The organism is Novosphingobium sp. 63-713, assembly GCF_001898925.1.
Taxonomy (GTDB): Bacteria; Pseudomonadota; Alphaproteobacteria; order Sphingomonadales; family Sphingomonadaceae; genus Novosphingobium.
Map to the genome: position 1 here is coordinate 197918 of NZ_MKVS01000026.1, position 22678 is coordinate 220595.

22 protein-coding genes are annotated in these 22678 nt (G+C 64.8%); 15 read left to right on the plus strand and 7 right to left on the minus strand.

Translation table 11 applies throughout. The annotated features are described in order from the left end of the window. Positions 1-101: 101 nt before the first annotated feature. The 4 genes from BGP00_RS11610 (at position 102) to BGP00_RS11625 (ending at position 5807) form a co-directional block, all read left to right on the plus strand. Positions 102-1664 carry an aminoacyl--tRNA ligase-related protein gene (locus BGP00_RS11610; protein ID WP_292689393.1) on the plus strand — a complete coding sequence of 521 codons (1563 nt, stop codon included), beginning with the start codon at positions 102-104 and terminating at the stop codon, positions 1662-1664. Then, positions 1664-2083, plus strand: a complete 420-nt coding sequence (locus tag BGP00_RS11615) for a lysozyme inhibitor LprI family protein (protein ID WP_292689394.1) — start codon at positions 1664-1666, stop codon at positions 2081-2083. The genes BGP00_RS11610 and BGP00_RS11615 overlap by 1 nt, the downstream gene beginning before the upstream one ends. A 44-nt stretch (positions 2084-2127) precedes the next feature. Next, complete coding sequence (locus BGP00_RS11620) at positions 2128-3435, plus strand: M20/M25/M40 family metallo-hydrolase (protein ID WP_292689395.1); 1308 nt, start codon at positions 2128-2130, stop codon at positions 3433-3435. A 104-nt stretch (positions 3436-3539) separates the two neighbouring features. Then, positions 3540-5807: a VacB/RNase II family 3'-5' exoribonuclease gene (locus tag BGP00_RS11625; protein ID WP_292689396.1), complete on the plus strand. Its 2268-nt coding sequence runs from the start codon at positions 3540-3542 to the stop codon at positions 5805-5807. Here BGP00_RS11625 and BGP00_RS11630 read toward each other — a convergent pair. Further along, the gene (locus BGP00_RS11630; RefSeq protein WP_168602611.1) at positions 5804-6274 is read right to left on the minus strand and encodes a universal stress protein; all 471 of its coding nucleotides are present in this window, start codon (positions 6272-6274) and stop codon (positions 5804-5806) included. The two genes, BGP00_RS11625 and BGP00_RS11630, sit on opposite strands and share 4 nt — an antisense overlap. Before the next feature lie 292 nt (positions 6275-6566). Between BGP00_RS11630 and BGP00_RS11635 the strand changes: the two genes are divergently transcribed. The 4 genes from BGP00_RS11635 (at position 6567) to BGP00_RS11650 (ending at position 10206) form a co-directional block, all read left to right on the plus strand. After that, the gene (locus BGP00_RS11635) at positions 6567-7853 is read left to right on the plus strand and encodes a pyruvate dehydrogenase complex dihydrolipoamide acetyltransferase (protein ID WP_292689397.1); all 1287 of its coding nucleotides are present in this window, start codon (positions 6567-6569) and stop codon (positions 7851-7853) included. A 1-nt stretch (position 7854) separates the two neighbouring features. Further along, on the plus strand, positions 7855-8244 hold the full coding sequence (locus tag BGP00_RS11640) for an acyl-CoA thioesterase (RefSeq protein WP_292689398.1): 390 nt from the start codon (positions 7855-7857) through the stop codon (positions 8242-8244). Positions 8245-8249: 5 nt separating this feature from the next. Then, positions 8250-9662: a dihydrolipoyl dehydrogenase gene (gene lpdA, locus BGP00_RS11645; protein WP_292689399.1), complete on the plus strand. Its 1413-nt coding sequence runs from the start codon at positions 8250-8252 to the stop codon at positions 9660-9662. Between the two features lie 118 nt (positions 9663-9780). After that, entirely contained in the window at positions 9781-10206 is a 426-nt protein-coding gene (locus tag BGP00_RS11650) for a hypothetical protein (protein ID WP_292689400.1), read from the plus strand. A gap of 1 nt (position 10207) precedes the next feature. On the opposite strand, the gene BGP00_RS11655 is transcribed toward BGP00_RS11650, so the two are convergent. From BGP00_RS11655 to BGP00_RS11675, 5 genes are all read right to left on the minus strand, one after another. After that, complete coding sequence (locus BGP00_RS11655; RefSeq protein ID WP_349237655.1) at positions 10208-10546, minus strand: PilZ domain-containing protein; 339 nt, start codon at positions 10544-10546, stop codon at positions 10208-10210. A gap of 116 nt (positions 10547-10662) precedes the next feature. Further along, on the minus strand, positions 10663-11355 hold the full coding sequence (locus BGP00_RS11660) for an LrgB family protein (RefSeq protein ID WP_292689401.1): 693 nt from the start codon (positions 11353-11355) through the stop codon (positions 10663-10665). After that, positions 11348-11665, minus strand: a complete 318-nt coding sequence (locus BGP00_RS11665; RefSeq protein ID WP_292689402.1) for a CidA/LrgA family protein — start codon at positions 11663-11665, stop codon at positions 11348-11350. The genes BGP00_RS11660 and BGP00_RS11665 overlap by 8 nt, the downstream gene beginning before the upstream one ends. Positions 11666-11691: 26 nt before the next feature. Next, complete coding sequence (locus tag BGP00_RS11670; protein WP_292689403.1) at positions 11692-13032, minus strand: HAMP domain-containing sensor histidine kinase; 1341 nt, start codon at positions 13030-13032, stop codon at positions 11692-11694. Continuing rightward, positions 13029-13715, minus strand: a complete 687-nt coding sequence (locus tag BGP00_RS11675; RefSeq protein WP_292689404.1) for a response regulator transcription factor — start codon at positions 13713-13715, stop codon at positions 13029-13031. The genes BGP00_RS11670 and BGP00_RS11675 overlap by 4 nt, the downstream gene beginning before the upstream one ends. A 65-nt stretch (positions 13716-13780) precedes the next feature. Between BGP00_RS11675 and BGP00_RS11680 the strand changes: the two genes are divergently transcribed. From BGP00_RS11680 to BGP00_RS11705, 6 genes are all read left to right on the plus strand, one after another. Next, complete coding sequence (locus tag BGP00_RS11680) at positions 13781-14878, plus strand: efflux RND transporter periplasmic adaptor subunit (RefSeq protein ID WP_246869994.1); 1098 nt, start codon at positions 13781-13783, stop codon at positions 14876-14878. Positions 14879-14881: 3 nt separating this feature from the next. After that, the gene (locus BGP00_RS11685) at positions 14882-17959 is read left to right on the plus strand and encodes a CusA/CzcA family heavy metal efflux RND transporter (protein WP_292689405.1); all 3078 of its coding nucleotides are present in this window, start codon (positions 14882-14884) and stop codon (positions 17957-17959) included. Continuing rightward, positions 17952-19190 carry a TolC family protein gene (locus tag BGP00_RS11690; RefSeq protein ID WP_168602621.1) on the plus strand — a complete coding sequence of 413 codons (1239 nt, stop codon included), beginning with the start codon at positions 17952-17954 and terminating at the stop codon, positions 19188-19190. The genes BGP00_RS11685 and BGP00_RS11690 overlap by 8 nt, the downstream gene beginning before the upstream one ends. Positions 19191-19272: 82 nt before the next feature. Further along, positions 19273-19539 carry a hypothetical protein gene (locus BGP00_RS11695; protein WP_168602622.1) on the plus strand — a complete coding sequence of 89 codons (267 nt, stop codon included), beginning with the start codon at positions 19273-19275 and terminating at the stop codon, positions 19537-19539. Between the two features lie 80 nt (positions 19540-19619). Continuing rightward, positions 19620-20369 (plus strand): phosphatidylserine decarboxylase, encoded by a 750-nt coding sequence (locus tag BGP00_RS11700; RefSeq protein ID WP_168602623.1) that lies wholly within the window; start codon positions 19620-19622, stop codon positions 20367-20369. A 41-nt stretch (positions 20370-20410) separates the two neighbouring features. After that, positions 20411-21196, plus strand: a complete 786-nt coding sequence (locus tag BGP00_RS11705; RefSeq protein ID WP_292689710.1) for a phosphatidylcholine/phosphatidylserine synthase — start codon at positions 20411-20413, stop codon at positions 21194-21196. Here the strand turns inward: BGP00_RS11705 and BGP00_RS11710 are convergent. Then, positions 21141-21530, minus strand: coding sequence for a hypothetical protein (locus BGP00_RS11710; RefSeq protein WP_292921401.1), 390 nt, complete (start codon positions 21528-21530; stop codon positions 21141-21143). The genes BGP00_RS11705 and BGP00_RS11710 overlap by 56 nt on opposite strands. Before the next feature lie 354 nt (positions 21531-21884). Between BGP00_RS11710 and rpsB the strand changes: the two genes are divergently transcribed. Continuing rightward, positions 21885-22640: a 30S ribosomal protein S2 gene (gene rpsB / locus BGP00_RS11715; RefSeq protein ID WP_168602625.1), complete on the plus strand. Its 756-nt coding sequence runs from the start codon at positions 21885-21887 to the stop codon at positions 22638-22640. The last annotated feature ends 38 nt before the right edge of the window (positions 22641-22678 follow it).

The window sequence follows — 22678 nt, forward strand, 5'->3', positions numbered from 1 at the left end:
CCGATCATGAAGGGGGCCGGGGCAGGAATTTCGCGCCTCGCAGCGTTTTTTGCAAAAAACCGGTTCCCGTTTTTCGGCGGCTTGCTTAAACGCTGCGCGCCATGAATCAGAAAACGCAAAAGCCCGCCCAGATCCGCCACGCCCTGACCGTGAAGCGCGAAGATGACTTCGCCGCATGGTATCAGCAAGTCGTCTCCGAAGGCGAGATGGCCGAGGAAAGCGGCGTGCGCGGCTGTATGGTCATCAAGCCGTGGGGCTATGGCATCTGGGAACGCATCCAGAAGATCATGGACGCTGCGATCAAGGAAGCGGGTGTCGACAATTGCTATTTCCCGCTGTTCATTCCGCTGAGCTATTTTTCCAAGGAAGCCGATCACGTTGAGGGCTTTGCCAAGGAAATGGCGGTCGTCACCCATCACCGCCTGATCGGCGACGGCAAGGGCGGGCTGATCCCCGATCCCGAGGCCAAGCTGGAAGAACCGCTGATCGTGCGCCCCACGTCGGAAACGGTGATCGGCGCGGCGATGGCGCGCTGGGTGCAAAGCTGGCGCGATCTGCCGCTGATGGTGAACCAGTGGGCCAATGTCGTGCGCTGGGAAATGCGCACCCGCATGTTCCTGCGCACCAGCGAGTTCCTGTGGCAGGAAGGGCATACCGCCCATGCCGACCGCGATGATGCAATGAAGGAAACGCTGCGCGCGCTCGAAATGTATCGTCATTTTGCCGAGACTGTGCTGGCCATGCCCGTTGTGGCCGGTGAAAAGCCGGAGAACGAGCGTTTCCCCGGCGCCGTCGCCACCTATTCGATCGAAGCGATGATGCAGGATGGCAAGGCGCTGCAGGCCGGGACCAGCCACTACCTCGGCACCGGTTTTGCCGAGGCGGCAGGCATTCGCTATCAGAGCAAGGAAGGCGCGCAGGAACTGGCGCACACCACCTCGTGGGGCGTTTCGACCCGCATGATCGGCGGCGTCATTATGACGCATGGCGATGATGACGGTCTGCGGGTGCCGCCCGCGATTGCCCCGCATCAGATCATCATCCTGCCGATGCTGCGCGAGGATGACGGCGACGAGGCGCTGCTGGCCTATTGCGAGGAAATCCGCCGCGAATTGCTCAAGCTCTCGGCTCTGGGCGAACCGATCCGCGTGCTGCTCGACAAGCGCCCCGGCAAGGCGACGCAAAAGCGCTGGGCCTGGGTCAAGAAGGGCGCGCCGATCATTCTGGAAATCGGCGGGCGCGATGCGGCGGGCGGCATGGTGTCCGCGCTGCGCCGCGACCGCATCTGGCGCGAGGACGCCAAGACCAATTTCGTGGGTCAGAGCCGCGAGGAATTCGTTGCCGGGGCCGCCGCACTGCTGGAGGATATTCAGGCCAGCCTGCACCGCGAAGCGACCGAGAAGCGCGACGCCAATATCACGCGCGGCCTGACCACGCTTGCCGAATTGACCGAGTTCTTTGCCGAGGATAAGCGTTATCCCGGCTGGGTCGAGTTGAACTGGAGCCGCCCGACCGGCGATGCGCTGGAAAAGGTGGTCGAGCAGTTGAAGGCGCTGAAGCTCACCATCCGCAACACCGCGCTCGACGCCGCGCCCGCCGAAGGTCTCTGTCCCTTCACCGGCGAAGCGGCGGTTGAGCGCATCTACGTCGCGCGGGCCTATTGATGCTGCTGGCGCTGGCTCTGGCAGCAGGTGTTCCGGCCTATTCCTTTGGGCCGATCCTGACGCTGGCCGATCCGGCGCCCAGCCATCCGGAGATCGACGCGCGCTATTCGTCGCCCTATCGGCGGTGCCTGGCGCGCCGCGATCTCAACACGATCCTGCATGACCAGTGCAATGCGCAGGAGATGAAGCGGCAGGATGCGCAGCTAAACGCAACATGGGCGGTGACGTTCAAACGCCTGCCGCCCGCGCGCCAGACCGCGTTGCGCAGCGCCGAGCGCGCATGGATTGCCGATCGGCAAAAGCATTGTTTGCTGCAATCGAAAGAGGCTGAGGGCGGTTCGCTGGAGGCGATCGAATATAGCTCCTGCATGGTGGACGAGACGATCCGCCGCACCATCTGGCTGGAAAAACTACGCTAGTTTGCCCCCTTGCGCGGGGGCGTGGGCATGGCACATTCGCCGCCATGATCCGCCACACCCTCATCGCCGCCGCCCTGCTGCCCGCCGCCGCTTTCGCCCAAAACGCGGCGCCTTCGCCTGATCGCCTGCGCGCCACGGTGACTTCGCTGGTGGGCTTTGGCACGCGCCATACTTTGTCCGCTCAGGATGACCCCAAACGGGGGATCGGCGCGGCGCGCAAATGGGCTGAGGACCAATTCCACGCCATCGGGGCGCAATGCGGCGGATGCCTGTCCATCGAACTGCCCGAACGCATGGTGACCAGCGCGCGCATCCCCACGCCCGCACGGCTGGTCAATGTCGTGGCCATTCAAAAGGGCACGGAGCGGCCCGACGAAGTAACCATCATTCAGGCCCATATCGACACACGCGTCTCGGACGTGATGAATGCGACCGCCGATGCGCCGGGCGCCAATGATGACGGCTCGGGCGTGGCGCTGGTGATCGAGGCGGCGCGGATCATGGCGCAGCGCAAATTCCCCACCACGGTGGTTTACGCGGTGCTTTCGGGCGAGGAGCAGGGCCTGCTGGGCGGCCGCTTGTTGGCCGATGTCGCGGCCGAGCGGGGGTGGAAGGTGAAAGCGGTGCTCAACAATGACATTGTCGGTAATACGCGCGGGTCGGACGGGCTGGTGGATGACACGCATATCCGCGTCTTTTCCGAAGGGCCGCGCGCCAATGCCGATTCTAAACTGACCGCCGCCCAGCGCCGCGAAGGCGGTGAGAATGACAGCCCCAGCCGCAATCTTTCGCGCTTTATCGCCGGGCTGTCCGTCAAAGATCTGGCCGTGCGGCAGGTGTGGCGCGCCGACAGGGTGGGGCGCGGGGGCGATCATCTGCCTTTCGAGGAGAAGGGCTTTCCCGCCGTTCGCATCACCGTGGCGGTCGAAAATTACGATCATCAGCATCAGGATATCCGCCGGGAAGGGGCCGTCCAGTATGGCGACACGATCGAGTTCATGGACTTTCCCTATCTGGCCCGCGCGACGGCGCTCAGTATTCGGGCCGCCGCCGCTATCGCCGCCGCGCCCATGCCGCCCACGGTGACGCAGAAAATTGCCGTTTCTCCCGACACCGATCTCAAATGGAATGCGGTGCCCGGCGCGATTTCTTACGCCATCTGGCGCCGCCGCACCGATGCCGCCGGGTGGGAGGCCAAGCCCTTTGCCACCACCGGCAACACCGCGATGACGTTCAAAGGCCTGCGCGGCGATGACTGGTTCCTTGGTGTTTCGGCGGTCGGGGCCAATGGCGCGCAAAGCCCGATTGCCAGCGCTCTGCCCGGCGGTTCGTATGAGCGCCCGGCGCCCTAGGCTTGTAATGCGCGCGCTTTGGGGCCAAGGCATCCGATATGGCCTTTGACAAACGACCCCCGCGCAAACCCGGCAAACTTTCCGTCCGCAAGATGGAGCCGGGCATGCCCACCCGCCAGCAGGTGCTGGACTTTATCGCCAACGCCACCGACGAGGTGGGCAAGCGTGAGATTGCCAAGGCCTTTGGTCTGAAGGGCGCGGAGAAGATCGAACTGAAGGCGCTGCTCAAGGACATGGCCGAGGAGGGCCTGATCGACGGCAAGCGCACCGCCTATCACCGCATGGGCGGCGTGCCCAAGGTGACCGTGCTGCGCGTGGTGGGGGTCGAGGATGGCCTGCCGATTGCGGTGCCCGACAAGTGGGAGCCGGACGATGCGGGCGCTCCGCCGCGCCTGACCGTGGTGGAACAGCGCGTGGCCCAGAAGAAGGGGCCGCAGATGCGCGGCGTGGGCGCGCTCAAGCCCGGCGACCGGATTTTGAGCCGCACCGAGGAAACGACCGAAGGCTGGCTGGCCTTTCCGATGAAGAAGTTGCCCAATGATGCCGAGGGCATCATGGGCGTGGTCGAGATCGACGGCGCGGGCAAAGGCTGGCTGGCCCCCATCGACAAGCGCGAGCGCCATGCGGTGCAGATCTCCGATCTGGGCGGAGCGGTCGAGGGTCAATTGGTCATGGCCGAACCGGCCGGGCGCAGCCCGCGCGCGGGTGCGCGCGTGGTGGCCGTGCTGGGCGATCCGCTGGCGCCCAAGAGCTTCAGCCTGATCGCGATCCACAAGCATGGCCTGCCGCATATCTTCTCCAGCGAGGTGATCGCCGAGGCCGAACTGTCGGCGCGCCAGGCGCTGAGTCAGGAGCAGCGCGAGGATCTGACTCATCTGCCCATCGTGGCCATCGACCCGGTGGACGCGCGCGACCATGACGATGCGATCTGGGCCGAACCCGATGGTGAGGGCGGTTGGCGCGCGGTGGTGGCGATTGCCGACGTCTCCTTCTATGTCCGCCCCGGCGGCGCGCTGGACCGCGAGGCTCGCAAGCGCGGCAATTCGGTCTATTTCCCCGACCGCGTGGTGCCGATGCTGCCTGAGGTGCTTTCGGCGGACGTTTGCTCGCTCAAGGCCGGCGCTCCGCGCGCGGCCATGGCCTGCCATCTGACCTTTGATGCCGAAGGGCGGATGACCTCCTTCCGCTTTACCCGCGCGATTGTGCGGATCGCCGAAGTGATCGCCTATGAGGAGGCCCAGCGCCGCATCGACGAGAGCGAGGCCGAGGCGCATCTGGTCAACCTGTGGGGCGCTTGGAAGGCGTTGACCAAGGCGCGCGAAAGCCGCGACCCGCTCGAACTCGATCTGCCCGAGCGCCGCGTGGTGCTGGACGAGATGGGCCGGGTGGCTTCGGTGGCGGTGCGCGAAAGGCTGGACGCGCATCGCGTGGTCGAGGATTTCATGATCGCGGCCAATGTCGCGGCGGCCAAAGCGCTGGAAAGCAAGGCCGCCCCGGTGGTCTATCGCATCCACGAGCCGCCAAACCGCGAAAAGCTGATCGCGCTCAAGGATTACCTCGCCACGTTCGAGCGCAAGCTGGCGCTGGGGCAGGTGATCACGCCCGCGCTGTTCAACCGGATGCTGAAAAGCATTGATGATGAGATCGAAAAGGCTCTCATCATGGAGGCGGTGCTGCGCAGCCAGACGCAGGCCTATTATGGCCCGCGCAATGCCGGGCACTTTGGGCTGGGGCTGGGGTCCTATGCCCATTTCACCTCGCCCATCCGCCGCTATTCGGATTTGCTGGTTCATCGCGCGCTGGTCGATGCGTTCCATCTGGAGCAGCCCGCGCCATCGAGCGATCTGCCCGCGCTCTCGGGCCTGCATGGACGGGATCGTTCGGATCTGGCGCGGATCTGCGATGCGATTTCGACTGCCGAACGCCGCGCCATGGTGGCCGAGCGCGAGACGGTGGACCGCTATGTCGCGGCATGGCTCTCGATGCATGTGGGCGAAATGTTTGATTGCCGGATCACCGGGGTCCAGCGTTTCGGCCTGTTTGCCACGATCATCGGGCTGGGCGGCGATGGATTGGTGCCGGTCTCTGTGCTGGGCGACGAGAGGTTCCACCATGATGAAAAGGGCCAGCGGATGGTGGGTGAATCCACCGGCACGGTCTTTGCCATCGGCGATCGGGTCCGCCTGCGTCTGGCCGAGGCCAATGCGCTGACGGGCGCGTTGAAGTTCGAGCCGGAGGAAGGGCAGGGCCGGATCGAGAAGCGGGGCGGTGTGCCTCTGCCGGACAAGGCCGGGCTGAAGCGGCGCGGCAGCCATCTGGTGGGCCATCGCGGGCGACCCGCCAATATCCGCCATCAGGGCAAAAGGCGTTAACTGAGGCGGTCGATCTCCGCCTCATCCATGCCGCCCGGCACGATGAACAACGGGCAGGACAGGGCGCCCAGCCCGGCCCCGGTAAAGTGGCCGATCAGCGGCCCCTGACCTGTGCCGGATGCCCCGGCGCCCGCAGGCGCGCCCAGCACGAGGGCGGCCACTTCGCTGTGTTGCGAAAGATATTCGCGCACCGCCTTGACCGGCTCGCCCGCCACCACCGCGATCACCGGCATATGGCCCGCCTGCGACAGGACGCTGCCCGCGGCGGCGGCGGCGATGGTTTCGGCGCGCGCGCGGGCCTCTTCCTCGATGGTGGCCTGAATGCCGCCAAAGGCCGAAAAGGGCTGGGGCGGCACAAGGGCCAGAATATGAACCTGTCCCTGGGTCTTGATCGCGCGCCGCGTGGCAAAGCGCAGGGCCACGCGCGCTTCGTCGGTTTCATCCACGATCACCAGATAGACACGCATCGCACAATCCTCTTGAACCGAATTTCCGGCCCCTTGAACCGAATTCCTGGCTGTTTGAACCGGAAATCCCGTGATGCACGGTGATGACACAAACATGGGCGCGACGCAATTTGACCGCGCAGGAAGCGCGAAGGGTCGCTTTTGGGCTTGTCCCCGGGGGCCTGCAGGGCATAAGTTTTGTGGGTTAAGCCATCAAGCACATTCCTATTCGGCCTAAGCATCTTGCCGATTGGTGCAATCCCCGGCAGAAGCAGACCGATTCTAAAATTAGCCATAAGGACGAGAAGCCCTCATGCCGATCTCGATCAAGATGCCCGCTCTGTCTCCCACGATGGAGCAGGGGAAACTGGCCCGATGGCTGGTTAAAGTTGGTGATACGGTTAGCGCTGGCGATATCATGGCCGAGATTGAAACCGATAAGGCTACGATGGAATTCGAAGCGGTGGACGAAGGCACGATTGTCGCCATCGAAATCCCCGAAGGCACCGACAATGTTAAGGTCGGCACCGTGATCGCCCAACTGGCCGGTGAAGGCGAAGATGCCTCAGCCCCGGTGGCCAAGCCTGCTGCTGCTGCCGCGCCCGCTCCGGCTGCTGCTGCGGCGGCTCCCGCGCCTGTGGCGGCGGCCCCGGCCCCGGCTGCTGCTTCGGTCAAGAGCGGCGACCGCGTGATCGCCTCGCCGCTGGCCAAGCGGATTGCCGCACAGAAGGGCGTCGATCTGGCGGCCGTCAAGGGCACCGGCCCCAATGGCCGCATCGTCAAGGCCGACGTCGAGGGCGCGCAGCCCGGCGCGGCGGCGCCTGTTGCGGCGGCGGCTCCGGCTGCTGCTCCCGCGCCTGTGGCGGCTTCGGCTCCCTCGGCGCCCGCTGCCCTGCCCGACTTTGGCATCCCGCATGAGGATCTGCCGCTCTCGACCATGCGCAAGACCATTGCGCGCCGCCTGACGGAATCGAAGCAGCAGGTGCCGCATATCTACCTGACCGTGGATATCCGCCTCGATGCTCTGCTCAAGCTGCGCGGCGAACTGAATGCGGCGCTGGCCGCGCGCGGGGTCAAGCTGTCGGTCAATGACATGCTGATCAAGGCGCTGGGCGTTGCCCTGACGCAGGTGCCCCAGTGCAACGTGGCCTTTGCGGGCGACACGCTGCGCCAATATGCCCGCGCCGACGTGTCGGTGGCGGTCTCGATCCCCAATGGCCTGATCACGCCGATCATCACCGACGCCTCGGGCAAGGGTCTGGCCGCGATCAGCACCGGCATGGCCGATCTGGCCAAGCGCGCCAAGGAAGGCAAGCTGGCCCCGACCGAGTTCATCGGCGGCACCGCCAGCCTGTCGAACATGGGCATGATGGGCATCAAGCAGTTCGAAGCCGTCATCAACCCGCCGCAGGGCATGATCATGGCCATTGGCGCCGGTGAAAAGCGCCCCTGGGTGCTGGAAGACGGCAGCCTGGGCGTGGCCACGGCGATGTGCGCCACCGGCAGCTTTGACCACCGCGCCATTGACGGCGCCGATGGTGCGCAGCTGATGGCCGCCTTCCGCGAACTGATCGAAAATCCGCTGGGCCTGCTGGCCTGAGATGGAGGCCTTGACCCTGCGCCCCGCCACTGAGCCGGTGATCCGGGTCACCGCGATGCCCGCCGATGCCAACGCCTATGGCGACATCTTCGGCGGGTGGCTGCTGTGTCAGATGGATATGGGAGCAGGGCTGCTGGCCGCGCGGCATTCGCGCGGCCGGGCCGTGACCATCGCGATGGATGGCGTGCAATTCCTCAAGCCGGTCAAGGTCGGCGATGAGGTTTCGGTCTATGGTGAAATCCGCAAGGTGGGTCGCTCCTCGATGACGATTGCCATCGAGGCATGGCGGCGCGACCGTTTTCAACACGAGGCGCAAAAGGTGACCGAAGCGAGCTTCACCTTTGTGGCTGTCGATGACGCCGGGCGGCCCCGCCCGGTGGTTCAGGAGTAAACAACGTGGCTGAACAGTATGATGTGATTGTTCTGGGTTCGGGCCCCGGTGGCTATGTCGCGGCGATCCGCTGCGCGCAACTGGGCCTCAAGACCGCGATTGTCGAACGCGAAAATCTGGGCGGCATCTGCCTCAACTGGGGCTGTATCCCGACCAAGGCTCTGCTGCGCAGCGCCGAGGTGTTTCACCAGATGCAGCATGCAAAGGCTTATGGCCTGTCGGCCACGGGCGTTGCCGCCGATCTGGCCGCTGTGGTGGCCCGTTCGCGCGGCGTGGCCAAGCAGCTTAATCAGGGCGTCACGCATCTGATGAAGAAGAACAAGGTTGCCGTCCACATGGGGACCGGCAAGCTGCTGGCCCCCGGCAAGCTGGAAGTGACCGGCGAGAAGGGCGCTGAGACGCTGACCGCCAAGCATATCATCGTGGCGACCGGCGCGCGTGCGCGCGATCTGCCCTTTGCGCCTGCCGACGGCAATCGCATCTGGACCTATCGCCATGCGATGACGCCCAAGGAAATGCCGACCAAGCTGCTGGTCATCGGTTCGGGCGCGATCGGCATCGAATTTGCCAGCTTCTACAATGATCTGGGCGCGGACGTCACGGTGGTCGAAATGGCCGACCGCATTGTTCCGGCCGAGGACGCCGATGTCTCGGCCTTCCTTGAAAAGTCGTTGACCAAGCAGGGCTTCAAGATCCGCACCAAGACGGGTCTGGAAGGTCTGGTCGCCGACGCCAAGGGCGTGAAGGCCAAGATCAAGGCCCCCGACGGCAAGGTGACCGAGGAAGAGTTCAGCCATGTGATCGTGGCCGTGGGCGTTGTCGCCAATACCGAGAACATCGGTCTGGAAACGCTGGGCATCAAGACCGACCGCGGCATCATTTCCACCGACCCCTATGGCCGCACCGGCGTCAAGGGCGTGTGGGCGATCGGCGACGTGACGCCCGGTCCCTGGCTGGCGCACAAGGCCAGCCACGAGGGCGTGACGGCGGCCGAAGCCATCGCGCAGGAACTGGGCAACAAGGACGTGCATCCCCACGGCCTCGACCGCCGCAACATTCCGGGCTGCACCTATTGCCACCCGCAGGTGGCCAGCGTCGGCCTGACCGAGGCCAAGGCCAAGGAAGCCGGTTACACGCTCAAGGTCGGCAATTTCCCCTTCATCGGCAATGGCAAGGCCATCGCCCTGGGTGAGCCGGAAGGCTTCATCAAGACCGTGTTCGATGCCAAGACCGGCGAATTGCTGGGCGCGCACATGATCGGTGCGGAAGTGACCGAGTTGATTCAGGGCTATGTGGTCGGCAAGACGCTGGAAACCACCGAGCAGGAATTGATGAACACCGTCTTCCCGCATCCGACCCTGTCGGAAATGATGCATGAGGCGACGCTGGCGGCCTACGGCCGGGCGCTGCATATCTGATCGCGGGCATCACCATTGGCAAAAGGGGCGGGAAGCGCAGGCTTTCTGCCCCTTTTTTGTTGCGCACCGTATTTTTACGAGGTTTGCCGTTTAGGGTTAGCACGTCATTAACCAAGCCTTGTTAGACCTTGCGGGCGAGGTGCTAGTGATGTTCAGCCTGTTCGATACTGTGGGTTCGATGCTGCGCAATCTGTTTGCGCTGGGCTTTGCCGCGTTCTGGGGCATCTCTTCGATGATGTTCGATCTCAAACGGATCGCGGATATGGCATGGGCCTCGACGGGGGGAATGCTGCTGGTTCTGGGGCTGGTGGGGGCCGGGCTGTTCGTCGGCTTTGTCGCGCTGATCCTGCATCTGCGCGATCGCGGGCGCCACAGGGCGGCGGCATCGCAGAGCAGGGCCGATGAGGCAGGCGATTGGGACCCGGATCAGATCATCGCCTGCCATCTGGCGCGCCGTTCCAGTATGATGCCGCGGCCGGTGGCGGTGCCTCGCGCGGTGCGACACCCGCTTCCGACGCGCCGATTTGGCCGCAAGATCCGATAATTCAGCGCGTCAGGCTGCGCGTGACATGGGCGAACACCGCCTCGTGCAGCGGCGCGGCAAAGGCGCAGCCGATCGCGCCATCCTTTTGCCAGACGATCCGCGCCGAGAGCATTTGCAGGCCGGGAATGCGGATGCGCAGGGGCTGGCTGGGGTCCGCCTCGCCAAAACGGTTAATGCGAAAGCCACCCGGTGACAGTTCGTCCAGCGTGACACGGCGCCATTCGGCCATGCCCTGTCGCACTTCGCAAACGGCGGTCAAATCGACGCGCTGATTGTCTCCGCGGCCGCCCTTGCCGCCGGAATCTGATTTTCCAAAATTATGATAACCTTGCCTATTCACGAAAATCAGCCTCCATCGCGCGCCGGATGATAGGCGTAATAAGTTAATAGGGCGGAAAGTTTTACCGCGCGCCGGCTCGGTTCGCCTCGGTTTTGGCAGTAACTGCCGGGCAAAAATTAACCACGCAGAAACCAAAGAGCCAATGGCGCGAGCGCCAGATTGAGCAGTCCGGTCAACACCATCGCCAGCCCCGCCAAGGCCCCCACGCGCGGGTGGAGCGGCTGGACCTGTGCGGTGCCGATGGCATGGGCGGCCACGCCGATCATGGCCCCTTGCGCCGTTCGCCCCGAGGGGATGCCGCGCTTCACCGCTGCTTCGCCCAACAGCGCGCCGAGGATGCCGGTGGCGATCACAAAAACGGCGGTGATATCCGGCATGCCGCCGATTTCCGCCGAAATCGCCATGGCAAAAGGCGTGCTGACCGAGCGGGGCAGCAGCGAGAGGCGCAGCGGCCCATCAATGCCCAACACCCCCGCCAGCGCCCAGCCCGAGAGGAACGATGTAGCGCTGCCCGCGATCATCCCGGCCAACAGTGGACGCCAATAGCGGCGGATCATCGCCCGCTGGTCATAGATCGGCACGGCAAAGGCCGTGACCGCCGGGCCCAGCATCCACAACAGCCATCCCGCTCCGGCGCGGTAAGTGGAATAGGGCACATGAAACACCAGCAAAATCAGCGCGATCCCCAGCGGCGCCGTGATCAGCGGCATCAGCCACCAGCGCGGCCGCCGCCGATGCACGGCGCGGGTTACCGCAAAACTGGCCAGCGTGATGGCTGACCACAGGGCAGTTGCGGCCCAATCAATCATCGGCGCGTGCCACCATCTGCACCACCGCGCCGGTCACGACCATCACCAAAACGGTGCCAATGGCCACTGCCAGCATCAGGCGGACCCCCAACATGCTGACAAATTCGCGATGCTCGATCAGAACCGGCACGGCGGGTACGAAAAACAACAGCATCCGTCCCAGCAGGCCTTGCGCCCCATCGCGCAACTGCCCCGGTTTGATCCAGCGCCGATGCAGCGCGATCAGGATCAGCGCCAGACCGATCACACTGGCGGGCAGGGGGGCATGGGTCAGGCGGGCGATGAATTCGCCAGCGCCATAAAAAGCCATAATCAGAGTAATTTGCCAGATAGTCCTCATGTCAGTTCTGCCACCAGGCCGCCGCCGGGCGGCGAAGAAAGCCTGAGCCGCAATCCATAGGCTTCGGCAATGTCGCGGGCGATGGCAAGGCCAAGGCCGCTGCCCGGCATATCGGCGTCGAACCGGCTGCCGATCTCGCAGGCGCGGGCGATCTGCTCCTCGCTCATACCGGGGCCGTCGTCTTCCACGCGGATGCGCGGCCCTTCGGCGATGGTCAGCACCACGCGGCGCCGGGCCCATTTCCCGGCATTGTCCAGCAGGTTGGACACCAGTTCGGACAGGTCCACCGGGTCGATCGCCATACGCACGGGCGCGGGGGCCGACAGGTCAAAGGCGCAGTCGGGGTGCAATTTGCGCATGGCCGAAAGGATGGGCAGCACCGCCTCGGGCAAATGGCTGACCCGCAGCGAGGCGCGGGCGCCCGCCGCCGAACGCGTGCGCGCCAGGCGAAAGTCGATCTGCTGCACCATCACATGCGCCTGATCGAGCAGCGCGCGCGCTGCTCTGGCGCTCTCGGGCTGGCGGGCCAGCCTTTCGGCCTCGTCGGTGATGACGGCCAGCGGCGTGCGCAGCCCATGGGCCAGATTGCCCGCCTCGACCCGTGCGCGTTCGATCACCGCCTCATTGCCCGCGATATAGGCGTTGAGATCCTCGACCAGAGGCGCGATTTCCGAAGGATAGGCGCCTTCAAGCCGGGCATTGGTGCCTTCGCGCAACTGGCCGATGGCCGTGGCCAGACGGTTGAGCGGGCGCAGGCCGAACATCACCACCGCATAGCCGGTGATCAACAATGCAGCCGCCAGCGCGGTCAGCCACAGCGTCAGCTCGCGGGTGAAACTGGCGATGGCCTGATCCAGATAGCGCTTGTCGACCGCGATGACGTAATGGACGATCCGCCCGTCGGGGGTGAACCCGGTAAAACCATAGGCGATGGTCTTGCCGGTGGGGCCATTGTCGATGGAATGGAAAATCTCGGGCGAATGGGCGATGTCCTCGTCAATCACGCCGCGCACCATCGAGGCCGAATGGATGCGGTCGCCCTTATGCACCGAAACCTGCCAGTAATAGCCGGACATGGGCTCCAGATAGCGCGGATCGGACAGCGGGCGCGAGAGCGAGAGATGGCTGTCCTTTGAAATGTTCACCAATCCGGCCAGTTCGCGCACATGGCCATAGAGTTCGTCGTGATATTGCGCCTCGATATGGCGGGTGAACACGCGCGTGGCCGAATACCAGATGCCGCCGATGCCCAGCGCCACCCACAGCAGGATCGCCAAAAGAAACCGCAGCCGCAGACTGTGCGCGGCAAAGCGGGCGGGGATCAGCACGCGCTTCATGCCTCAAACCTGTAGCCAAGCCCGCGCAGGGTCTTGATCCGCGCCGCGCCCACCTTGCGCCGCAAACGGCTGACCAAGACTTCGATGGCGTTCAGGTCGCGCTGGGCGTCAAGGTCATAGAGATGTTCGAGAATGTCGCCTTGCGAGAGCACCTGTCCGGGGCGGCGGACGAAGAGTTGCAGCAGGCGGAATTCCTGTTTGGACAGCGCCAGAGCCTCCCCATCCACCTCGGCATTGCGCCCCACCGGATCGAGCCGCACGCCGCCCGCCTCGATCCATTGCGCGCGCTGGCCGCTGTGGCGGCGCAGCAGCGCATGGAGCCGCGCCAGCAATTCCTCAAACCGCACCGGTTTCACCACGAAATCATCGGCTCCGGCGTTCAACCCTTCGACCTTGTCCTGCCAGCTTCCCCGCGCGGTCAGGATCAGCACCGGGCAATCGACCCGCCGCGCGCGCCAATAGCGCAGCAGATCCAGCCCATTGCCGTCGGGCAGGCCAAGGTCGAGGATGATCGCGGCGATCTTGTCCAGATCGGGCCAGCCTTCGCCATCGGCCTGCGACCCGGCGACATCCACGGCAAAGCCCGCATCGCGCAGGCGATTGCTCAGGCGGCTTGCCAATTCGCCGTCATCCTCGATCAACAACAGCCGCAAGCCGCGAGTCCCCATGTCTGTATGTTTCATGACTATTGGACCTGCCACACGAAACTGACAAGTTCCTGTCAGCTTTGTGCGCCATGGCGGCGGCCATGATGCGCAAAAACTCCCTGTTGGCCGCTGGTGCCGCACTCGCCCTGCTTTCCGCCTGTTCGCGTAGCGCCGAAGAGGCCGCGCCCGAAGCGCCCAGCCCCAAGGGCGATCTGGTCGCGCTCAGCGATGCGCAGGTCAAGGAACTGGGCATTACGGTCGAGCCCGCGCAGGGCGATGCGCCGATCCCGCTGGCCAGCGTGCCGGGCACGGTGTCCTTGCCGCCCGAGGCGCGGGTGGCGGTGACGTCTCCTTTTGGCGGCACGGCGGTCAAGGTGCTGGTGATTCCGGGGCAGGAGGTGGCGCGCGGCGCGGTGCTGGGCGTGGTCAAGGCGGCCGAATCGGTGCAGTTCAGCGGGGCGATGGCGCGTTCGCAGGCCGAATTGCCCGTGGCGCAGGCCAATGCCGCCCGTCTCAGCCAATTGGCCAAGGAAGGCGTGATCGCCCCCTCGCGCGCCGAAGAAGCGGTGGCCAATCTGCGCGCGGTTCAGGCCACGCTGGCGGAAAACCGGCGTCTGCTGGCGCTGGGCGGCGCCTCGCGCGACGGCACGGTGACTTTGCGCTCGCCCATCGCGGGCCGCGTGGCCAGCGTCAGCGTGGAAACCGGCGGCGCGGTCAGCACCGATGGCGCGCCCTTTGTGGTGGAAAATATCGCGGCGCTGCGGCTTGATCTGCAATTGCCGCAAAGGCTGGCGGGGCAATTGCGCCCCGGCATGCCGGTGGCGGTGGAGCAGGACGGGCGACGCGTGACGGGCAAATTGCTCTCCGTGGGCGCCTCGCTCGACCCGGTCACGCGTTCTCTGGTCGCGCGGGCCAGCGTGGCGGGCGATGCGGGGCTGGTGCCGGGCAAGGGCGTGACGGCGATCATCGAGGCAGCAGGCGAAACGACCAAGGGCGTCAGCGTTCCGCGCACGGCGGTGGCCAATGTCGATGGCAAAGATGTGGTCTTTGTCCGCGACGGCAAGAATTTCCGCCGTCAGGTGGTCAAGGTCGCGGGCGAAAGCAGCGGGCGGATGGTGATCGGCAGCGGGCTGGACGCCCATGCGCAGGTGGTCACCAAGGGCGTGGCCGAACTCAAAGCCATTTTCGCAGGGGCCTGATCCATGCTGCGCAAACTGGTCGAACGGGCGCTGACTGCGCGGATGGCGGTGCTGGCGATTGCGCTGGCGCTGGCGGGAACGGGCATCTGGTCCTTTCTCAACCTGCCGATTGACGCCTTTCCCGATATTTCCTCAACCCAGGTCAAGGTGATCCTGAAGGCCCCCGGCATGACGCCCGAAGAGGTGGAGAGCCGCGTGGTGGCCCCCATCGAAATGGAAATGCTGGGCATTCCGCATCAGACCGTGCTGCGCTCTGTGGCCAAATATGCGATTGCCGATGTCACGATCAATTTCGACGACAGCACCGATATTTACTGGGCGCGCAATCAGGTAAACGAGCGGCTGACGGGCGTGATGGGCAATCTGCCCTCGACGGTCAGCGGCGGTCTGGCCCCGATTGCCACGCCTTTGACCGACATGTTCATGTTCACCATCGAAGGTCCGCAGGATCTGGCCGAAAAGCGCCGGGTGCTGGACTGGGTGATCCGGCCTGCGCTGCGCACGGTGCCGGGGGTGGCCGATGTGAACGCGCTGGGCGGTCTGGCCGAAAGCTATGAGGTGGAGCCCGACAATCAGGCGCTGGCTGCGGCGGGCCTGACGGTCAGCGATCTGTCGGCCGCGATCAACACGTCGAACCGCAATGATGGCGCGGGGCGTCTGGTCGCGGGCGAGGAGGCCCTGATCGTGCGTTCCTCGGGCGCGATCCGCAATGTGGCGGATCTCTCGGCGGTGGTGGTCAAGAGTTCGACGGGCCGCGTGGTGCGCGTGGGAGACGTTGCCAAGGTGCGGATCGGCGCGCTGACCCGCTATGGCGCGGTCAGCCAGGGTGCGCGCGGCGAGGCGGTCGAGGGCATTGTCATCGGTCTGCGCGGCGTGGATGCGGCCAAGATCGTCGATGGGGTGAAGGCGCGGATCGAGGAACTGAAACCCAGCCTGCCCAAGGGCATGAAGATCGCAACCTTCTATGACCGGTCCGACCTGATCGAGCGCGCAGTGGGCACGGTCGAAGAGGCGCTGATCGAGGCGACCTTGCTGGTGGTTGTGCTGCTGCTGCTGTTCCTTGGCGATGTGCGCGCCTCGGTGATCGTGGCGCTGGCGCTGCCCATGGCGGTGCTGCTGACCTTTATCGCCATGCGCGCGGTGGGGCTGACCGCCAATTTGATGAGCCTTGGCGGCCTTGCCATTGCGGTGGGTATGCTGGTCGATGGCGCGGTCGTGGTGGTCGAAAATGTGGTGGAGCGGATGAATGATCCGCGCCATGCCTGGGCGGGGCGCCTGCACAATGTGTTCGTCGCCGCCGCCGAGGTCGCCACGCCTGTTGCCAGCGGCCTTGCCATTATCGCGCTGGTGTTCCTGCCGCTGCTGACGCTTGAAGGGCTGGAAGGCAAGCTGTTTGCCCCTGTGGCGCTGACCATCGTGCTGGCGCTGCTCTCGGCGCTGCTGCTGGCGCTGACCCTGGTGCCGGTGCTGTCTTTCTTTGGTTTGAAACCGGGGGATGCCCATCATGAGCCTTGGCTGATGCGGCAATTGTCGCCGCGTTATGGGCGGCTGCTCGACTGGGCCTTTGCGCATCGGTTGCCGGTGTTCATCACGGCCGGCCTGTCGCTGGTGCTGGCGGTGGTGGCCTATCAATCGACCGGCAAGACCTTTTTGCCGACGATGGACGAAGGCTCGGCCATTGTTCAGCTCACCAAGCTGCCCTCGATCTCGCTGCGGCACAGTATGGAAATCGACCATGCCGCGCAAAAGGCGATCATGTCCAAAGTGCCCGAGGTGACCAATGTCATCTCGCGCACGGGGTCGGACGAACTGGGCCTCGACCCGATGGGGCTGAACGAGACGGACAGTTTCATCACCCTGAAACCGCGCAGCGAATGGCGTGTGGGCGACAAGGAATGGGTGGTCAATGAGATCCGCAAGGCGGTGGCCAATCTGCCCGGCGTCCAGACCAGCTTTACCCAGCCGATCGAGATGCGCATTTCCGAAATGCTGACGGGCGCGCGCGGCGATCTGGCGATCAAGATCTTTGGTCCCGACAGCGCCGAACTGGGCCGCCTTGCGGGTGAGGTCCAGCGGCGGCTCCGCGCCATTCCCGGCACCAGCGAGGCGCTGACCGTGGCCAATGACAAGGTGGACTATCTGCAGATCGACATCGACCGCACGGCGGCGGGCCGCGTGGGCATGCCCATCGACACGCTTCAGGACGCGATGCGTTCCGAACTGGAGGGTGTGCGTTCGGGCGTGGTGGCCGAAGGGCTGCGCCGGGTGCCGATCCTGATCCGGGGCGAGGGCGAGGCTGCCAATCCCGCCGGCTTTGCCGACCGCCTCTATCGCAGCCCCACCGGCCAACTGGTGCGCGCCAGCGATGTGGCCAAGGTTGAGCGCACCGAAGGCCCGGTCAAGGTCGAGCACGAAAACGGCTCGCGCTTTGCCATGGTGCAGGCCTTTGTCGGTGGGCGCGATCTGGTGGGCTATGTGCAGCAGGCCAAGGCCGATATCGGCGCCAATGTGAAGCTGCCGCAGGGCTATCGCATCGTCTGGGGCGGACAGTTTGAAAACCAGCAGCGCGCCTCGGCCCGGCTGATGGTGGTGCTGCCGATTGCCTTGCTGATGATCTTTGTCGTGCTTTACGCGACTTTGGCCTCGGTGCGGGCCTCGTTGCTCATTCTGGTCAACATTCCTTTTGCGCTGGTGGGCGGCATGGTCTCGCTGGCTGCCTCGGGCGAGTATCTCTCGGTGCCCGCCTCGGTTGGCTTCATCGCGCTGTTGGGCATCGCCGTGCTCAACGGCCTGGTGATGGTCAGCTATTTTCGCCAATTGCGCGATGGCGGTCTCGATCTGGCCCAGGCGGTGCGGGTGGGGGCAAAGCGCCGCCTGCGCCCGGTGATGATGACCGCCACGATTGCCGCCTTTGGCCTTGTGCCCTTGCTGTTCGCCACCGGGCCGGGCTCGGAAATTCAAAAGCCGCTGGCCATCGTGGTGATCGGCGGGCTGATCACCTCCACTCTGCTCACGCTGGTGCTGCTGCCGATCCTGTATGAACGGTTCGGCGAAACCCGCGCGGAGAAAGCCGATGCGTAAGTTTTTCTCTCTCGCCCTTTGCCTGATGCCGCTTCCCGTGCTGGCGGCGGCGCCGGAACCGGGACTGCCCGATCCGGCCGCCGTGGCGCAGGCTCTGGCCAGCCACCCCGGCGTCGAGGCCGCCAATGCCCGCACCCGCGCCGCCGAGGCCGAATTGCGCGTGCTGGAGCGCGGGCCTTATGATTACAATCTGCAGACTTCGTACAATAGGCGCTCGATTGTTCAGGAAAGCGTCTATGACGAGTTTGAGGCCCAATTGACCAAAGGCGTGCGCTGGCCGGGCAAGGTGCGGCTGGACCGCGAGATCGGCCAATATGGCCTGACCGCGCAAAAGAATCGCGCCGAGGATACCCGCCACCAGACTGCGCTGATGCTGGCCGATTACTGGTGGGCGTGGCTCTCGGCCGCGGGCGAGGCCGAGGTGGACCGGCAGAGCGTGGCCAATTACCAGACGCTGCTGTCGGCAGTGAAGCGCCGGGTGGAATTGCGCGATGCCTCGGTGCTGGAGGCCGACCAGACGGTGGCGGCGCTGGAAGCGGCGCGGCTGGCCGCCGAAAGGTCGAGCGGGCGTGAGAAGGTCGCGCGCAGCCGGTTGCAGGCCCAGTTTCCCGCCATGACGCTGCCCGACCATGCCGAGGCGATACCGGTACCCCATGAGCCTGATGGAGGGCTGACGCATCTGCGGGATCTGGTCTTTGCGCGCAGCCACGAGATCGCCGCCGCCGAGGCAACCGCCCATATGGCAGACGCCAGCGCCGAACGCGCCCGCGCCGACCGGATCGCCGATCCGCAGGTGGGCGTGCGCGTCTTTTCCGACAAGGGCGGGATCGAGCGCGGGGCAGGGCTGATTTTCATCATGCCCTTTGGCAATGGGCGGCGCAGCGCTCTGGCCGATCAGGCAGGGGCCAATGCCGCCGCCGCCGGGGCCGATCTGCAGGCCGTGCGCCGGACTTTGCAGGAAACCGCCGATTCCGATCTGGCCGCCGCGCAGGCCGCTTTGCACGCATGGGAGCGCGCCGATGCGAGCCGCCGTGCGCAGGAGGCCGCGCTGGTCAAGGTGCGCCGCGGGTTTCAGGCGGGCGCGCTCGACCTGTCCGAACTGCTGCTGGCCGAGCGTCAGACGCAGGACGCCGCGCGCGCCGAAAGCATCGCGCGCGGTGACGCCCATGCCGCCATTACCCGGCTGCGTATCGACAGCCACCACCTGTGGATTGGCGATGACGAGGACTGATTGATCTCGATTTCTGTTTTGGCGCGTTTTCGCAAGGCACCAGATGTTTCATCTGGTTCGAAAACGCTCTAGGCGCGCGGGCATGGCCAAGAAAAAGCGATATCTGACCGCCACCATGCCCGACGGCTATGTCAAGCGGATCGGTCCGACCAGCGACCGCTTTACCCATTACTGGCGCATTGTGGCCGAGCTGGCCAATGGCAAGACCGAGGTGTTCTGGGGCCATACGCGTTCGCTGGGCGATGCCACGCGGCTGAAGGCGGCGGCGGGCGATGGGGCGCGGATGCGGGGCTGGAAAAGCTATGTGTTCGAAATCGCCGAACTGGTCGAGGAACCGGTGGGCGAATAGTGCAGCCGGGGCAGACAACTGGGGGTAGGCTGCGACGCGATGCTTGCAGCGCCGCCTTCCTGCGCCTAGAGACACAGGCTATGCCCGGAGAAATTCTTGATAACCAGGGGCGTGGCACTGCCGGATGGCACTGGCCCGCCGTACACCCCGAAGCGCGCAAATTCGCTGCGGTTTCCGCCCTTGCCTGCCTGATGGCGGCGCTGATGGGGTGGAGCTTGCTGGCATGGCCGCTCGGTATTTTAACCTATGGGATTTGCGCGTTTTTCCGCGATCCCCTGCGCGTGACGCCGCGCGGCGACCGCTATGTCGTGGCGCCCGCCGATGGCCTCATCACGCTGATCCAGAAGGTGGCCCCGCCGCGTGAACTGGTGATGGAGGACGGCACCGGAACGCCCGGTCTGCCCGATGCCCTGGTTACCCGCGTGTCGATTTTCATGAGCGTGTTTGACGTTCATATCAACCGCGCGCCCATCAACGGCACCGTTTCGCGCGTCATCTACATTCCGGGCAAGTTCCTGAACGCCGACCTCGACAAGGCCAGCGAAGAGAATGAGCGTCAGCATATCCTGATCGATCGCGGCAATGGCACGATGATCGGCTTTACCCAGATCGCGGGCCTTGTTGCCCGTCGTATCGTGCCTTTCGTGAAGCCCGGCGACATTATCGGGGCAGGCCAGCGCGTCGGCCTGATTCGTTTCGGCAGCCGCGTTGATGTCTATCTGCCCGAAGGCACCGAGCCCAAGGTCCTGCTGGGCCAGCGCACGGTGGCCGGGGAAACCATTCTGGCCGAAATCGGCGACGTTGGCCTGATCGAGGGCGTCAGCCAGTGAGCGATGGGCCAGTGAGCGGTGACGAGCGTCGGCAAAAGCGGATGCCCGGCGGGCTGACGCTGCGGGCGCTGGCGCCCAATGCGATTACCTCGGCGGCGCTGTGCTGCGGTTTGACCGGCATCCGCTTTGCCATTCAGGGCGAGTGGGAAAAGTCGGTGCTGGCGGTGATTCTGGCCGGGGTGCTTGACGGCATTGATGGCCGCATTGCTCGCCTGCTCAAGGCGCAGTCGCGCTTTGGCGCGGAACTTGACAGTCTGGCCGATGCCATTTCCTTTGGCGTGGCGCCCGCGCTGATCGTGTTTCTGTGGTCGCTCAAGGATGTGCCGCGTCTTGGCTGGTTTGCCGCGCTGGCCTTCGCGATCTGCATGGCCTTGCGCCTTGCCCGTTTCAACGCCCGCATCGACTTGCCTGACGAGCCGCGCAAGCAGGCCGGTTTTCTGACTGGCGTTCCCGCGCCGGTGGGGGCAGGGCTGGCCTTTTTGCCGATCTATCTTTGGATTGCCAGCGGCGGCGAAGCTTCGGGCGATCCGATTTTTCGCGATCCGCGTATCGTTGGCGTCTGGTTGGCTTTCAATGCTTTCCTGCTGATTTCTGCCATTCCGACGTTGAGTTGGAAATCTTTGCGCCCGCGCCGTTCGGTGCGCCTTGAACTCATTGCCCTGTTCGGCATCGTCTTTGCCGCTTTGCTCAGCGAGCCGTGGTTTACGCTGGTGGGGATCTGTGTTGTTTATCTGATGCTGATCCCGGTCGGGCTGGTGATGTATATGCGGGTCAGGCGGCCGCGTGGCGCAAAGGCGTATGAAGTGCGCGGCGAGGCTGGGGAATAAGCGCGATCGGTGCGATGGCGGGGCGCTCGCCCTGCGTCGCCGGGATCGGGGTTGCCGCAGTTTGCGCAGGGGCTGCCAATCTTTCCCAATCGGCCGCGTCGGCCTCTCTCAGGGTGACGCGCAGCACGCTACCCGCTTCGAGCCGCTTTACCTCGGCGCTGAGCTGACGCCACGCGGGCATGAAGGACCGCGCGCTCTGGATCAGGGAGGCGATAACGAGGGCGGCTATCAGGCCGGTCATACCATTGATCGCAAGAGTCAGCATCGCGGTATAGTCCTTTGTCCATCGGGCGGGATCGTCGATTGCGTTGACGACCGGCCTTGCGTACAACATGTGGATAACCAGTAGGAGTTTGAACGGTTCCTCTCTGGATGTTCCCTAGTTCCGTTCTGTTGGCAATTTGTTCCACACCTGTTCCGTTCGGTCAAGCGCTTTTTGCGATGAACCGAGGATTCTTTGCGAAGATTACGCCCGGTCCCCTCCAAAATGGCGCTGGATTATTTCTCGAACTGGGGCTAAGGGCGCGGCACCTGATCTATGGAGGGATTCGCGCTTTGCGGGTTTCACAAAGGTCGGGCCAACCCACATGGGACGCATCTTCACCGGTGCCGCAGCGGGAATTCGGGCCTTCATGGCCTTGGCCGCACGGTTCCAGCGTCTCAGAGGAACAACCGGAAGGACATATTTATGGCGGCTCCCGTCGTTACGATTCAGCAGCTCATCGAAGCCGGTGCCCACTTCGGCCACCAGACCCACCGTTGGAACCCGCGCATGAAGCCGTATATCTTCGGCGCGCGCAACGGCATCCACATCCTCGACCTGTCGCAGACCGTGCCGCTCTTCAGCCGCGCTCTGGAGTTCATCTCGGCGACCGTTCAGGCCGGTGGCAAGGTCCTGTTCGTCGGCACCAAGCGTCAGGCCCAGGAGCCCATCGCTGAAGCCGCTCGCGCTGCCGGTCAGCACTTCGTCAACCACCGCTGGCTGGGCGGCATGCTCACCAACTGGAAGACGATCAGCCAGTCGATCAAGCGCCTCAAGACGCTGGAAGAGCGCCTGTCGAGCGCCACTTCGGGTCTGACCAAGAAGGAAATCCTTCAGCTGACCCGCGAGCGCGACAAGCTGGAACTGTCGCTGGGCGGTATCCGCGACATGGGCGGCATCCCCGACGTGATGTTCGTGATCGACGCCAACAAGGAAGAGCTGGCGATCAAGGAAGCCAACGTGCTGGGTATCCCGGTCGTCGCCATCCTCGACTCGAACGTTTCGCCCGAAGGCATCGCTTTCCCGATCCCCGCCAACGATGACGCCTCGCGCGCCATCCGCCTGTATTGCGACGCTGTTGCCGCTGCTGCCACCAAGGGTAACCGCGCTGCTGTGGTCGCTTCGGGCGCGGACATCGGCGCGATGGCCGAGCCGGTTGCCGAAGAAGTGATCGAAGGCTGATAAGCCTTTGGAACGGGGCCTGAAAATGGCTCCGTCAC